This window comes from Campylobacter concisus, from assembly GCF_015230035.1.
In the GTDB taxonomy this organism is placed as follows: domain Bacteria; phylum Campylobacterota; class Campylobacteria; order Campylobacterales; family Campylobacteraceae; genus Campylobacter_A; species Campylobacter_A concisus_BK.
On the sequence record NZ_JAAKZD010000001.1, the window covers coordinates 71,437 to 86,165 of the forward strand.

Consider the following 14,729-nt stretch of genomic DNA (forward strand, 5'->3'; position numbering starts at 1 on the left):
TAAAAACTAAATTTGCAGGACAAAAACGAAAATTTAACCCCGAATTTCACTGAAGTCTCTTGCAATCTTCATCTTTTATGGTGTATTCAAAGATTAGTTCGCCGTTTTCTGAGTAGAAAATTTCATCCAAGCTAACGCCGATACTTAGCATATTTAAGATTTCTTTATCCTTGCATGCAGTTCTTAAATTCTCTTTTTTTATAGCCTCGATAAATTCCAAAAGTTCTTTTTCTTCAAGCCTTTTGATCTCTTGCTTTCTTGCGTGTTTGACGGCGTATCTGTAGATGAGCGTATCGCCGACGTTTAAGATATCATTAAGTGTCAGTGTCGGTGTGCAGATAAATGGGAGCTTTTTTTTGTAGTATGTTACGTGATTTTTCGCTGCCATATCTGGCGTAAGAGCCAGAGCTAGCGAGCAAAAAACCAGCGCAAAAATGGCTACTCGCAACTACTCTTATCCAGCTTCAAATCAAAAAGATGCCTGCCCTCAAAGCCGTAGCTACCACTTAGCGTGATGCCGCGATTTAGCGCAGCCCTTGCCATGCCTGAGTTGCAAAGCGCCTCTTTTCCGTTTTGATAAAATTCATCTTTTAAAGCCGAAATTTGAGCTTTGTTGTAGCCTTTTAGCTTCTTTGTCTTGGTCTCATTTAAGACAAACTCGCCATGAATATTCAGCCCGTCGCTACTTACATCTTTTAGCGTGATCATCTCATCGACCCTGCTTGGTAAATTTGGCTTTGCAGTTTGGACGACAAAGGCTGGGATCTGCTTTGTATCAAGCTGATTTAATATCTGCTCATAGACTTTAAACTCACTCTCTTGCACACCAAAAGCAAGGCTTGCAAGAGCTAATAAAACGATCTTTTTCACATATTACCTTTATATAAATTTTCTAGTGATATTTGGCGAGAGTTTGACCAAGATGTCGTAGTTTATCGTGCCAAAAAAGTTAGCCCAAACGTTTGCGTCCTCAAAGACACAGACCCACTCGCCACTATCTTTGCAGCTAAAACTATCCATCGAAATTTTGCCAAGTACCATCTCGCCGTTTGCAAGCCTTAGCTCGCCATCTCCGCCATATCTTAGCAGTCCGTCGCCATATCCAAGGTCGTAAGTAGCGACGTTTATATCATCTTTTGCTATAAATTTAGCCCCATATCCCACGCTTTGACCACTTTTTAAAACGCGTCTGCTAACGCGCTTTGCCCAAAGTGAAAGCACTGGCTTTAGCTCCAATGAGCCGTTAAACTGGGCATATCCATACTGAGCGATGCCAACGCGCACCATCTCATCTTTTATATCGCTTGCTCTTTCAAGGGCGGCTGAGTTGTGAGAGTGAAAGATCGGTTTTTTTATACCAAACTCATCGCAAAGGGCTAAAATTTTCGCTTTTGCGGCGTTAAAGTTTTCTCTTTGCACGAAATAATCAGCATTTAGCTCATCGCTTGCGCGAAAGTGCGTATAAGCGCCAAGAAGCTCTAAATTTCTTCTAGCTAAAATTTCAAATGCATAATCAAGCTCGCTTATATCAAGCCCATTTCTATGCATGCCAGTGTCGATGGCGAGGTTGATTTTTGTATTTTCTTTTATCTTTAAAAGTGCGTCTATGTCGTTTATGGCGTAGGTAAATTTAGCGCTCTCATCGCCTGTTGGGATGTGCGAGAGGATCAAGATATTTTCAAAGATATCAGCAATCTCATCTGCTTCAAATTCGCTCTTTACAGCGCAGTTTTTTATGCCAAATTTCTTAGCCTCGCTAGCTATGAGCCTTGCGCCGTGTCCATAAGCGTTATCTTTTAGCACAACGATCACTTTTTCTTTTCCGCCAGCTTTGTCACAAATTTTAGTTAGATTATGGATATAAGCTGCTTTGTTTAGGCGTATCTCAGACATTGAAATTCACATTATAAGCTTTATAAACGTCAGGCAAGAGCTTTCTTACGTTGTAGTCAAATGCGTAAAATTTAGCGTAAATTTCTTTTAGATCAGCCTCTTTGACCTTGCTAAAGTCAAAGACATCAGTGCCATTTTTCTTTGGTACTTGGCGGTCTAGCTCAGCAAAAAATGCAGACCTCGCCTCTAAAATTTTCTCTATCTTCTCTTTTACTTCTTGAGATTTTTCCACTTCTACTCCTCTATAAAAATTTTCATCTCATCGCCATAAAGCTTGACATAAAGGGTCTTTTGACCTGCAAATTTATGCGTATCAGCAGCATAATCCTCATAAAAACTCACGCGAAAGAGCTTGTCATTTTTAAGGTTTGGATAAGGCGTGATGAGAAAATTTGAAAAAGCGATATGTTTTTTCTCTTTTTTAGAAAAGATCGCTCGTTTCATATTTTTAAAATTTTCTAAGCTCATGCCGTCATATCGCTCAAAATCTTTATCATAAAATTTCAAATAGCTATCGATGTCACTCTCGCTCCAAGTCTTCTTCCAGTTAAGAATTCCAGAGATGATCACCGCTATGTCGTTCGCGCTTGCTTCTGGGCGCTTGTCCTCATAGATAAATGCGAGTGTTTTTTTATGGTCTATAACTTCGTCAAATTTCATCAAGATGTCATTTTGCATAGCCACGCAGCCTTTTGTCTTTAGCTCATCTGTCCTTTGACCATCGAGTGGATAGCCATGTATCCAGATGCCGCTGCCATTACGTTTTGCAAGTTTATCAAGTAAATTTGGATATGAAAGAGAAAAGGCAATAGGTCCAAGATATCTATCATTTGGCGTAAATCTACGTGTGAGCTGATAGACGCCAACTGGCGTTTTTAGGTCGCCCTCAAGCAGTTTGTCGCCATTTTTGCCAACAATGACGCTTGAGCTAAAGAGTTTTTTTGTAACTCCATCTTTATAAGAGATGACCTCAAGCTCTTTGTCAGTCTTATCAACCACGCTTAGAAGTATCTCGTTGTCGTAATATCCGTATCTAACGTCCTTGTCTTTGAGCTTGTTTAGCCAGTAGTCCTTACTTAAAATGTTCTTTTCAATGGCTTCTATGACAGCAGATGGGCCATTTTTTAAGTAAATTTCTTCGTAATTTTGGGCAAAAAGACAAGGCGCTAACGCGATGAAGAAAAATAGTATCTTTTTCAAGTGAAGTGTCCCAAAAAGTAAAATTTAGTGCGTAATTATAACCTAAAAAATTTCAATTTTTAAATTTTAAAGGGAATTTTAGTTTCTTTATATGTATAATCTGAAAACCATTATTAATTTACCATAAAGGAAAAAATATGAAAAAACTTGTTTTTGGTGCATTGCTTGCGGCTTCTACACTAATGGCAGCTGACATCAGCCTAGAAAATGTCAGAGCAAGAGATACAAAGCCTGGCACAAACAATAGCGCTATTTTTATGAATATCAAAAACGCTTCAAATGCCGATGTAAAGCTAGTTGGCGTTCATTCAAGTGTTTGTAAAAGCACTGAAATTCACACTCACAAGATGGAAAATGGCATGATGGCTATGGTTCAGGTTAAAGATGCCGTGATCCCAAAAAATGGCGAGACTAAGCTAGCACCTGGCGGTCTTCACATCATGCTTATGGATCTAAATAGACCTATAAAAGATGGCGACAAGGTTGATCTGGAGCTTAAATTTAGCAACGGCGAAAGCATCAAGCTTGATAATATCGGAGTAACTAAAAACTTTAAATAATGAAAAAAATTTTAATCCTTTTTTCACTCATCTTTATCGTAGCAGGCGCTTTTTGGATAGGTCATAAATTTATGGTCAGCAAAGAGGATCCGCCTGAATTTGCCGATGTAAATACATCGCTTGATCCTCTAAAATGTGATCTAAACAAAGATGCTTGCGAGGTGAAATTTAATGGCGTTAAGCTAAAGATAGACATCTCGCCAAGACCGATCTTTGCGATGAGGCCATTTAGCTTTAAGATCATTAATGGCAAAAATTTAGGGCTAAAAGATCCAAATCTTGTAATCGATGGCATAAACATGAACATGGGTTCTATAAAGGCAAGGCTTGATCAAAGAGGCGATAATCTAATAGCACAAGTCGTGCTAAGTGCTTGCGTAGTCGATCTTATGAGGTATAGGTTTAAGCTGCTTGATGGCGAAAAAGAGACTGGATTTTTTGTCGATCTTGATCTAAAAATGTAAGGGCAAATGATGAAAAAGACACTTTGGGGCTTGATAATAATCTTAATATGTGCTGGTCTTGCGATGCTTTTTATAAAGCCTAACAAGTATGATTTTAAGGCGCTTTCAGAGCATGGCGAAGTGAGCCTTAAAAACTATAACGGCAAATATAAAGCGATATATTTTGGTTATCTTTACTGCCCCGATGTCTGCCCTACTACGCTCTCTCTTGTGGGCGATGAGCTAAATAAACTAAAAAGAGATGACTTTGAGCTACTTTTCATCACCCTTGATCCTGAGCGTGACACGCCTGAAAATTTAACCCTAATGGCAAAAAATTTCTACAAAGATGCAGACGGACTAAAGATGAACGATCTGCCAAAAGTCGCTAAAAACTACGGCGTAAAATACCAAAAAGTGCATCTTAAAAACTCTGCTATGGGCTACTCTGTCGCTCACAGCTCCGCTATCTATCTGCTAGATAAAGAGGGGAATTTCTACGGTGAAATTTCAAATTTAACTAGTGAAAATATCAGAGAAAATCTTTTAAATTTGATAAAAGAGCGACCTTAAATTTATCTTTTAGATCAGAATTTCTTATTTTTAAAGAAAAACTTCTTAAACAGCTATACAATTCTTTTTAAACTAGCCGATATAGACAACATAAAATCATTATGTAAAGGAATTCGTGTGAAGTCAATCACCAATAAAATAGCGCTAATGCTAATAGTTGCTCTATGTATATCGTTTGTGGCTATGTCAGCCGCTAGTTACTACACTGCTCAGAACAAGACAACCGAGCTAGTCACACAAGCTCAGCGCCAAATTCTAAAAGATATTAAAGATGCAATGGATATATTTTTTAACAATAATCTTCATATTGTCGATAGTATGTCTTCTATCCTGTCTAAGCTAGATGAAAACCGCAACGGTATCGACGCCATCTTAGCTCAAGGCAAATCGATGTCAAATAAAGAGGTTGGGCTTGTTTATGCTGGCTATAATGACGGTGCGATGTACCGCTCAAATGGTAAAAACGAAACCCCAAAAGATGGCTATGATCCAAGGGCTAGAGACTGGTATAAACTAGCTAAAGAAAAAAATGGCATTACCTTTACTGATCCGTATATATCTTCTTCTTTAAAACAAATGGTAATAAGCTTCGTTGCTCCCATAAAAGATGCCGGCGTTGCAGCTACAAATGTTAGTATCGAAGAGCTAAGCAAAGAGATCATGAGTATCAGCAAGACTGATTATAGCTATGCTTTTGTTGCAGATAAAGATGGTAAGATCATCATCCACCCTGATAAAAATATAATAAATACAGCCCCTGAACTAACCAAAAAGTTAATCGAGCGATACAAAGCAAAGGATTTTGACGAGAATGGTCTTATACTATATAAAAATTTAAAAGGTGAAGACTTATATGCTGACTTCATAGAGCTAAATGATCGTGGCTGGCTAGCTATCTCTGCTATGCAAAAAGATGTATTTACGTCAAATACTATGCCACTACTTAAAATACAAGCTATTATGGCTGTTCTTTTTATTGTTATTTTATCTGCATTTGTTTTCTTCCTTTTAAAAAGATCTCTAAAACCTATCAAGACCATACAAGATAAATTAACTGAAGTCTTTAAATTTGTTACATATAAGGCTGATGCTCCAGCTAAATTAGATATAAATAGAAATGATGAGTTTGGAGATATGAGCAAGGTTATTAATGAGAATATCAGCGAAGTAGTTGAAGGCATCAAAAAAGATAATGTAATGATTAGTGAGCTTAATGCTATTGTCAATACTGTCAATAAAGGTAAATTAGGAGTTGTTATAAACCAAAATCCAAATAACCCATCTTTGGCAGAGTTAAAAACACTACTAAACAGCTTCTTTGCTGGTATAACACATAATATTAGAAGTGTTACTGCTATTTTAAACACATATTCTAAGAATGATTTTACACCAACTATAGAGGTTCCAGAAGGTGCTGAAGCCGACCTAAAAGATATGATACTTGGAGTATCAAATATGGGTGAAGTAATTTGCACTATGCTAAACTCAAATTTAAATGATGCCAAGATGCTTGAAGAAAAGGCTACAACTTTGGCTTTGGCTATGAAAGAGCTCACACAAGGTGCTAGCACACAAGCAAATAGCTTACAAGAATCAGCAGCAGCAGTTGAGCAAATGTCTAGCTCAATGAATGCCATCTCTCAAAAGACAGCTGATGTTATAAGACAAAGTGATGAAATTAAAAACATCATAACTATCATTAGAGATATAGCAGATCAAACAAATTTACTTGCTCTTAATGCTGCTATAGAAGCAGCAAGAGCTGGAGAACACGGTAGAGGATTTGCAGTTGTGGCTGATGAAGTTAGAAAGCTAGCTGAGAGAACTCAAAAATCACTTGGTGAGATAGAAGCAAATACAAATGTCCTAGCTCAATCAATAAATGAGATGAGTGAATCAATCAAAGAGCAAAGTGAAGGTATCAATATGATCAATCAATCAGTTGCTCAAATAGATCACCTAACAAAAGAAAATGTAGTAATTGCAAACCAAGCAAATGAAGTCACATCAGAGGTTGATAACATGGCTAAGACAATAGTAAGTGAAGTAAGAAAGAATAAATTTTAATCAAACTGCTTTATAAATCTTCATAAATTTCAACCTGGTTTAGACTGGGTTGGGATTTGTATATTTTTAAATTTAATTTTTATCCAACTGCTTTAAATTTAATAATCAAAAAGCTTAAACAAAAATGCATGCAGTGCTAAAGCACTGCATGTGATTTATTTTTAAGAAATTTCTAGCAAATTTTAAAATTTCCGATTATAAACTAAAAATATTTTTTACAAGAGAAGCTCTAGCAAATTTTAAAATTTGCAAAACAAAAAGATGATTTTAAAAAATTAGATCGCGGACTAAGCCGCAATCCATTATAGATAAACTGGGATATTTGTATGTTCTAAGAAAAATCTTGATGTTCCGCCAAGGACCATCTCCATTAGTCCGTTTTCGCCATATCTGCTGGCTACGATAAGGTCTGCGTTTCTATCATTTGCAGCTTTTAAAAGTGCCTCGCCAGGTATCGTTGTAGTTGCTATGATCTCAAAAGACGCACTAATGCCATGAACCTTAAAATACTCTTCAAGCTTTTTAAGATTTAGCTCAGCATTATCACCAAGGCTTGCCTTTGAAGTGATGCACTGAACTTTTTTAGCGCTCTTTAAAAGATCGATCGCTCCAGTTAGGGCTCTTGAGCTTTGAGTAGTTCCTGTCCAGCTTACAAGGATATTATCAGCCTTAAAATCACGCATCTTTCTAGGGATAACGATCGCATTTTTGCCGCTTTTTAAAACAGCTGACTCAAATGTGCCAGTGATCTTGCCATCAAGTGGCACTGCAGCTACGACTAGATCGCAAAATTTACTCTCTTGCTCAACTATGGCGCTTCTTTTTCCATTATGGATCGTGAAATTTGCAGTGCAAACATCTTCGATGATCTCATTGCTCACCTTTATGCCTAGCTCGGCGCAAATTTTATTAAAAAGCTTTTCGTTCTCTTCGTGCTCAACCGCAAGCTCAGACTTGGCTGATTTTAAAAATTCCTCAAAAAGCACTCCACCACGAAGCGTCATTTTCATATTATAAACCACGCTTGGATCTAGTTGGCAAGTGAGGATCTCCATGTGAGCTTTAAACCATTGTGCAACCTTTAAAGCACCGTAAATTCTTGGCTCGATATCGTCCCCTGCTCCTATTGGAAAAAGCAACTTTTTGTATTTCATCATCTATCCTTTAAAAATTTATTCAACCAAAGAGAGCGAAATTTTGTTTCCTTTTTGCTCGCTCACACACACTTTTACCTGATCGCCTACGTTTAATGGGCTCTTTATCTTCGAGATGTGAAGCAGACCATCAACTCCGTCTTTTAACTCAATAAATACTCCAAAATCAACCACGCTTTTTACGCTTCCAACAAATTCATCTCCGATATTAAATGTCGGTTTTACACGCTCTTTGTCGTGTTTAAACGGCTTTTTGCCAAATGAGCGAGAGTTCTCTTTTGAAGTGATAGAGATGATGTAGTCTTTTGCTGCATCGACGTTTTTCTTAGCGCCGCCTGCGATTTTGACCTCGCCTTTTTCTCTATCAAGGTCGATCGAAACTTCAAATTTCTCGATGATCTCTTTTATAGTCTTGCCAGCTTGACCGATGATATCTACGATCTTGCTTGGATCAACGTTAAATAGCTCAAGTTTTGGTAATACATCTTCGTTTATCTCTATATTTTTATCAGCCTGTGTCATTAGAGTAAGGATGTGCTCTCTGCCGCGTTTTGCTTGATAAAGCGCCTCTTTTAGCACCTCTAGGCTGATGCCTCCAAGCTTGATATCCATCTGAAGCGCTGTGATGCCATCACTTGTGCCAGCAACTTTAAAGTCCATATCTCCGTCGTGGTCTTCAAGACCCATGATATCAGTTAAAACAGCGTGCTTATCACCTTCAAATATAAGACCCATAGCAACACCAGCGACTAGTTTTTGGGTATTGACCCCAGCTGCTCTAAGTGCAAGCGAACCACCGCAAACGCTAGCCATAGAGCTTGAGCCGTTGCTCTCTAAAATTTCTGAAACGACCCTTATCGTATATGGAGAAGCTAGATCGATGCTTGGTGCAAGGGCACGTTTGGCTAAATTTCCATGTCCAAGCTCACGTCTGCCTGGAGCTTTAAGTGGGCTTGCCTCGCCGACACTAAAGCCTGGGAAGTTGTAGTTAAACATAAATTTCTCAACCAAAGGAGCTTTTTCAGTTAGGATGTCATACATCTGCGCATCGCTATCTGTACCAAGAGTGGCGACAACTAGAGCCTGAGTTTGACCTCTTGTAAAGAGGCATGAGCCGTGAGCGTTTGGAAGGACATTTGTCTCGATGCTAATAGGTCTAACCTCTTCAAGCCCGCGTCCGTCGGCTCTAACGCCCTCATTTATGATCTGCTCTCTTACTATTTTCTTTTTATATTTACCAAGGACATTCGAGATGACAGCCTCGTCCCAGCCCTCTTTTTGAGCTACCTCATCGCTTGAAATTTGTTTAGCGATCTTGCCAAGCTCGCTTGCACGCTCGCTCTTTGCCATTTGATTGATCGCGTTTTTAACCTCTGCTTTATAAAATTTATCGATGTAAATAGCGATATTTTCGTTTTCTATCTCTGGTTTTAGCTCAAGTGCGGCATCCTCTTTTTTATGCTCTTTAAACGCCTCTTCATAAGCGCTGCTAGCTCTTAGTATAGCCTTGCCAGCAAAGTCGATCGCCTCAACCATCTTATCTTCGCTAAATTCATTCATCACTTGCTTTTGAGCCATGCTATCACTTAGGCTTGGATCTATCATCGGCTCGATCGCTACCATCGGTATGAGCTGCGTAGTTTGCTGAGGTAAGCTTCTCATCTCGATCATTAAAAGCTCATCTTTTGTGCCAGCAACATAAAGATCGATCGCGCTTTGTTTTAGCTCAGAGTTGCTTGGATTTATAACAAATTTATCATCTATATAGCCAACCCTTACGCCACAAACTGGGCGATTTACAGGGATGTCACTAAGGTAAAGTGCAACTGAAGCCGCATTTAGGCTCACAACTTGTAAATCAACCTCAGGATCAGCTGAAAGCACCATGACAACGATCTGTGTTGGGTATGCGTAGCCTTTTGGGAAAAGTGGGCGAAGTGATCTATCTATGATGCGAGCTGTTAGTGTCTCAAAGTCGCCTGGCTTGGTCTCACGCTTGACGTAACCGCCTGGTATTTTGCCAGCTGCGTAAGCTTTTTCGATGTATTGCACCGTTAGAGGCAAAAAGTCCTCTTCAACTTGCACATCTTCTCTTGCCACAGTTGCTAAAACTACGGTGTTTTTCACCCTTAAAAGCACTGCCCCGCTAGCTTGTTTAGCTACTTTATTAAGGTCAAAAATTTCGACCTGATTATTGACTTCTATACTATATTGCATTATTTTTATCTCCTTGTTGTTTTTGTAACGGTAAATAGTGAGGGCTCTCTTCTAATATCGACATGATGCGCTCGCTCGTAGCCTCGATCTTTTTCTCGTAATACGAATCCACATCGATAAAATCAACAATCTTATTTATCGTATAAATTTCATCGACCATATCATTTAAATTTGCAAAGACATCAGTGGCTATCATCGGCGTTGCGTATGAGATGGACTTTACCTTCACATCAAGCAGCGTCTTTATGCAAATGAGTGCCGTCATGCCAGTCTCACACCCCTCATCGATCAGTAAAATATTCTTGCCCTTTAGCTCTCCTATCAAATTTCCTTTTCTATATTTATAGACATTTTTTAAAATTTTCTCTTCATATTTTCTATGCGCTTCGCCGTAGATGTAGTCATAGCTTATGTTAAAAGCTTTTATGAGAGGATCGTTTAGCACGATATCCTCGGTCTCGCTAACTATCGCTACGTCGCATTCGGTGTTGTTTGGCGCAGGGATTGGCTCGCTAAAGAGCATCTCGTAGCTTAAATTTAGCCCCCTGCAAACCACATCAGTCAGGATAACTGACTCAAGCGACATGCAAAGAACTATCGTCTTAGCGTCATTTAGCTCTTTTTTTGGCAAGATCTCGATGAGCTTGTTAGCTGCATCTAGTTGATCTTTAAATTTAACGCTTGCCATTTATCTAGCCATCTTATTTGCTACTTGATGAAGTAGTGCTGCTTTGTGAAAAGTCATAGTGCAAGCCGCCCATCGGATAGAAATTTATAGTAAAGTAGATGCCACTTTTCTTAGTTGAGGCTGAGCCATTTGTCGTTGTTGTCGGCTCGACATCGTGTTGATAAATTAGCCCGTAGTTCCAGCACTTTCTTTGATGAAGCACGCCAACTCTCCAGCTCTTTGTATAGCTTCTCTCAAGGTCGTATTGCCAGCCGCCAATTAGGCTATATTGATGAGGGAGCTTCACGCCTGCACTGCTTGTAAAGTAGCTATCTTTTGTTGCGCTGTTTTTAGCAAGGCTATCGCTCTTTTTCATCGTATGGAGCATATTTATCCAAAATAGATCATGCGTATAGTAAAGTCCATTTTGAACCTTTTTAAGCTCTCTATCTTTGTGTGAATACTCTAGCTTGTTATAAATGCTAAAATTCTCAAACGGATATAGGTAGATGGCATTTTTTAAATTTGAATACTCATCATCTTTTGTGTAGTAACCTTGTGAGATGCTGTGTTTGACGACTTTTCTGCCACTGCCGTTAAAGAAATACTGCGTCAAATAGCCAGAAACTTCCTCTTTGCTCTGATCTTGAGCTAAGAAATTTTCATATTCATTTAGATCTTTGTCATAGATAAACTCGTCGTCTAAATTTCCTTTTCTGTAGCCTGGTAGCAAATACTCAGCACCAAAATTTAAAGTGTGATAAAAGCTCTCATACGCCTTTGCAAGGTCTGTGTGAAGAGCAAATTTATGGTAGTTATTTACAAAATTTGCGTGTTTATCTTCTCTTTTGTCATCAAATGAATTTATCTTATTTTCGTAGTTTATCCTTGAAGCGTAAAGGTACTCGTAAAATGAAAACGTTAAGCTATCATCAAACAGTGGCACATGCACTGAAGCTGGCAGCGTAAATTCATACTGAGTTGCTCTAACGCCTATCTTTCTATCATATCTATGTGATTGAAGATCGATTGAATATAAGATATTTGGCAAGACTATATCGTTTGTAAATTTATGATACTGAAGCGATGGAAGCTCTTGAAGCGTATCTTTGTTTTCGTTTTTTGAGCCGATTTTTTCGGTATCTATGTAGTATTTCGCATAGGCACCAAAGTAGTGATCGTCATTTGCTATGAAGTAGTTAAATTTAGAGGTGACAAGCGAGTCATAGTCATCATCTCTGCCCTTTAAATTTAGATAGTCTATATCATTTAGCTTAGTTGCATCTATCCACATGCCCTCTTGCAGATCGGCCTCGCTAAGGTATTTTATAAGCTTATCTCTTTCATATTTTAGCCCGACACCTTTATGGGTTTTGTTTTTTAGCTCAGCTCTGTTTGAAGTCTCGCTTTTTTGCTTGGCTCGGTAGCTGTTTTTATCAGTAAATGAACCAAAACTGATCTCACCTCTTGAATCAGGTGAATCAGTAAATCTAAAAGTACCGTAAATTCCAGCGCCCCTGTTTGTTCTTATCTGCGGATCAAACTCCAGATCCCACTCATTATAAGGAGCAAAATAGACTGGCTGCTTGTAGTAAAAGCCCTCTGACTTGCCATATCCAAGCTCTGGTGGCAAAAGGCCTGTCCTTCTTGTAGTATCAGTTGAGAAGCCAAAGTATGGCAAGTAAAAGACTGGCACGTTTGCTATGCGAAAGACTGGGTTAAAAAGGTGCAAAAATTTACTCTGTTTGTTTAGCATGGCTGAGCTTGAGGTGATGCTCCAGTCAGGATCTTGGACGTTGCAGCTTGAAACCATCGCCTTTCTTACTCTGTAGTACTCGCTATCTGAGCTGCTCTCATCACTTCTCATCCACACTTCCATGTCTTTGTTCATCATAAAGAGCGACTCAAAGGCAGCGTTGTTGTTTTTCAAATTTAGCTTAGCGTAGTTTGAGCGGGAGACCTCATCTTTGCCCTTCATCATATTGACATTGCCAAAGAGCTCAATGACTGAGTTGTTTTGATCATAAACAGCACAATCAGCCGTCACAAGATACTCTTGCGAATATACAACGACGTTTTTGTTTGCCGTTACGATGCCATTATCTTGCTTCACATCATCAGCCAATAGCTGCACATCTTGCACTGCTGCACTTAAACTAAAAACACAAACCGGAATCAAAAATAAAATTTTACGCATTTATCACCACTGTTTTTGCTATTTTGTCTTGCCACGTCTGCCTTGCAGGGTTTGAAAGTGCCCAAGCAAAGCCAAGATAAAAACAAGCTTCACTAACTATCCTAAATATCGCCCTAACAAGACTTTGAGTTAAATTTGGCTTATCTAAAATTTCTACATTTATACACATCGTCTTTGTTATCATCTGCCCGAGGCTTGCGCCATAATACCAAACAAAAAATGTGTGATAGATGACTTTTAAAGCGACCACTTGCCAAAATAAATTTAATACTAAATTTCTAGCGTCATCATAGTTAGTGCTAGTAGAAAGAGGCTCCCAATAGATGATCATAAAAAGAAACGAAACTATGATCTCATCGATAGAAAACGCCATGATCCTTTTAGCAAAAGGGGCAAGTGAAATTTCTTCGTTTTGAAGCTTCTCTTCTATCTGCATACTCATTTTAGAGCCTGCCACGCGATATCTTTTCTATAGTGTGCTCCGTCAAATTTGACATTTTCGCAAAGCTCATAGGCCTTATCACGTGCCTCTTTTATGCTCTTTGCAGTCGCCACGCAGACTAGCACTCTGCCCCCATCTGCGTAAATTTCATCACCCTCTTTGCTCACGCCTGCGTAAGCTATATGGGCATCTTTTACATCATTTAAAACAGAAATTTTAGCCTTTGGGCTGCTTTTATAAGGATAATTTTTGCTAGACATCACGACACCAACAGCAAATTCATCTTTTAAACTAATAGGCTTTAGCTCGCCCTTTGCAGCACTTAGTAAAATTTCGCTCAAATTTCCGTCGATTAATGGCATCAAAACCTCGCACTCAGGATCGCCAAATCTCACGTTAAACTCAAGCACATAAGGCTCATTTTTCACAATCATCAGCCCCACAAAAAGCACTCCACAAAACGGACTGCCCTCGTTTTTCATCCCTTTTAACGTAGGTTTTACAACCTCTTCTTCGACCCTTTTTATAAGCTCTTTTGAAGCAAGCGGACTTGGAGCATAAGCGCCCATGCCGCCAGTATTTAGACCCTCATCGTTATCAAGTAGGCGTTTGTGGTCTTGCGCCACTGGCAAGCTTACAAAATTTTCGCCGTCACAAATGGCAAAAAAGCTTAGCTCAAAGCCGTCCAAAAACTCTTCAACCACTACAAATTTACCAGCATCACCAAAGCTAGCTCCACTTAGCATGTCGCTAACTGCCTCTTTGGCTTCTTCTTTGGAATTTGCGATGATCACGCCTTTTCCAGCGCAAAGTCCGTCAGCCTTTATAACCATCGGAGCACTTAGAGTATCGATAAATTTAAATGCTTTTTCTTTATCGTCTGTGTTTAAATATTTTGCAGTTTTTATATTATTTCTAGCTAAAAAGTCCTTCATATAGGCCTTGCTAGCCTCAAGTCTAGCAGCTGCTTTGCTTGGTCCAAAGATGAGTAAACCCTCTTTTTTAAAGATATCCACTACGCCTTCACTAAGAGGCGCTTCAGGTCCCACGATAGTTAGCTCGATACTATTTTTTTTGGCAAAATTTGCTAGCTCATGAAAGTCTTTTATGCTTAAATTCTCACCAAGGCGTGAGGTCGCACCATTTCCAGGCGCAAAGTATAAATTTATATTTTTTTCGCTTTTTAGTTTTAGAGCAATGGCGTATTCGCGGCCGCCACTTCCTATTATGAGAATGTTCATATTATCTCCGTAAATTTAAAAACCCAAGTGGGCGTCGCATAGAAGAGTGGCCCATAAACAAAGCCAATCTTGCAA

The 14,729-nt window shown here is 39.0% G+C and carries 15 protein-coding genes and 1 pseudogene; 5 read left to right on the forward strand and 11 right to left on the reverse strand.

Annotated features, from left to right (window positions below; genetic code table 11):
* Positions 1-46: 46 nt before the first annotated feature.
* The 5 genes from G6W41_RS00375 to G6W41_RS00395 are packed head-to-tail and all read right to left on the reverse strand — an operon-like array spanning position 47 to position 3,093.
* The gene (locus tag G6W41_RS00375; RefSeq protein ID WP_194170248.1) at positions 47-448 is read right to left on the reverse strand and encodes a hypothetical protein; all 402 of its coding nucleotides are present in this window, start codon (positions 446-448) and stop codon (positions 47-49) included.
* Entirely contained in the window at positions 439-870 is a 432-nt protein-coding gene (locus G6W41_RS00380) for a hypothetical protein (RefSeq protein ID WP_021088382.1), read from the reverse strand. The genes G6W41_RS00375 and G6W41_RS00380 overlap by 10 nt, the downstream gene beginning before the upstream one ends.
* A gap of 9 nt (positions 871-879) precedes the next feature.
* Complete coding sequence (locus G6W41_RS00385) at positions 880-1,893, reverse strand: alanine racemase (RefSeq protein ID WP_194170249.1); 1,014 nt, start codon at positions 1,891-1,893, stop codon at positions 880-882.
* Positions 1,886-2,125, reverse strand: a complete 240-nt coding sequence (cmeU, locus tag G6W41_RS00390; protein WP_004317595.1) for a CmeU family protein — start codon at positions 2,123-2,125, stop codon at positions 1,886-1,888. The genes G6W41_RS00385 and cmeU overlap by 8 nt, the downstream gene beginning before the upstream one ends.
* Positions 2,126-2,127: 2 nt before the next feature.
* A complete protein-coding gene (locus G6W41_RS00395) occupies positions 2,128-3,093 on the reverse strand; it encodes a L,D-transpeptidase family protein (protein WP_194170250.1) in 966 nt (321 codons plus the stop codon).
* A 137-nt stretch (positions 3,094-3,230) separates the two neighbouring features.
* Between G6W41_RS00395 and G6W41_RS00400 the strand changes: the two genes are divergently transcribed.
* The 5 genes and pseudogenes from G6W41_RS00400 (at position 3,231) to G6W41_RS10400 (ending at position 6,736) form a co-directional block, all read left to right on the forward strand.
* On the forward strand, positions 3,231-3,653 hold the full coding sequence (locus G6W41_RS00400; RefSeq protein ID WP_194170251.1) for a copper chaperone PCu(A)C: 423 nt from the start codon (positions 3,231-3,233) through the stop codon (positions 3,651-3,653).
* Entirely contained in the window at positions 3,653-4,117 is a 465-nt protein-coding gene (locus tag G6W41_RS00405; RefSeq protein WP_194170252.1) for a hypothetical protein, read from the forward strand. The genes G6W41_RS00400 and G6W41_RS00405 overlap by 1 nt, the downstream gene beginning before the upstream one ends.
* Before the next feature lie 9 nt (positions 4,118-4,126).
* A complete protein-coding gene (locus G6W41_RS00410) occupies positions 4,127-4,669 on the forward strand; it encodes an SCO family protein (RefSeq protein ID WP_194170253.1) in 543 nt (180 codons plus the stop codon).
* 276 nt (positions 4,670-4,945) lie between these two features.
* Positions 4,946-5,407: pseudogene (locus tag G6W41_RS10395) on the forward strand (PDC sensor domain-containing protein); the annotation flags it as partial.
* 888 nt (positions 5,408-6,295) lie between these two features.
* Complete coding sequence (locus G6W41_RS10400; RefSeq protein ID WP_430733008.1) at positions 6,296-6,736, forward strand: methyl-accepting chemotaxis protein; 441 nt, start codon at positions 6,296-6,298, stop codon at positions 6,734-6,736.
* 302 nt (positions 6,737-7,038) lie between these two features.
* Here G6W41_RS10400 and G6W41_RS00420 read toward each other — a convergent pair whose 3' ends face one another.
* Genes G6W41_RS00420 through purD form a run of 6 tightly spaced genes read right to left on the reverse strand, consistent with a single transcriptional unit; the run spans position 7,039 to position 14,654 of the window.
* Positions 7,039-7,890 (reverse strand): universal stress protein, encoded by an 852-nt coding sequence (locus G6W41_RS00420; RefSeq protein ID WP_194170255.1) that lies wholly within the window; start codon positions 7,888-7,890, stop codon positions 7,039-7,041.
* Between the two features lie 18 nt (positions 7,891-7,908).
* Entirely contained in the window at positions 7,909-10,107 is a 2,199-nt protein-coding gene (locus tag G6W41_RS00425; RefSeq protein ID WP_103650396.1) for a polyribonucleotide nucleotidyltransferase, read from the reverse strand.
* Positions 10,097-10,795: a sodium:proton antiporter gene (locus tag G6W41_RS00430; RefSeq protein WP_103650395.1), complete on the reverse strand. Its 699-nt coding sequence runs from the start codon at positions 10,793-10,795 to the stop codon at positions 10,097-10,099. The genes G6W41_RS00425 and G6W41_RS00430 overlap by 11 nt, the downstream gene beginning before the upstream one ends.
* Before the next feature lie 13 nt (positions 10,796-10,808).
* Positions 10,809-12,971 carry an LPS-assembly protein LptD gene (locus G6W41_RS00435; protein WP_194170256.1) on the reverse strand — a complete coding sequence of 721 codons (2,163 nt, stop codon included), beginning with the start codon at positions 12,969-12,971 and terminating at the stop codon, positions 10,809-10,811.
* Positions 12,964-13,413 (reverse strand): RDD family protein, encoded by a 450-nt coding sequence (locus tag G6W41_RS00440; protein WP_002941696.1) that lies wholly within the window; start codon positions 13,411-13,413, stop codon positions 12,964-12,966. Before G6W41_RS00440 ends, G6W41_RS00435 begins: the two co-directional genes overlap by 8 nt.
* Positions 13,410-14,654 (reverse strand): phosphoribosylamine--glycine ligase, encoded by a 1,245-nt coding sequence (purD, locus tag G6W41_RS00445; protein WP_194170257.1) that lies wholly within the window; start codon positions 14,652-14,654, stop codon positions 13,410-13,412. Before purD ends, G6W41_RS00440 begins: the two co-directional genes overlap by 4 nt.
* Positions 14,655-14,729 lie beyond the last annotated feature (75 nt).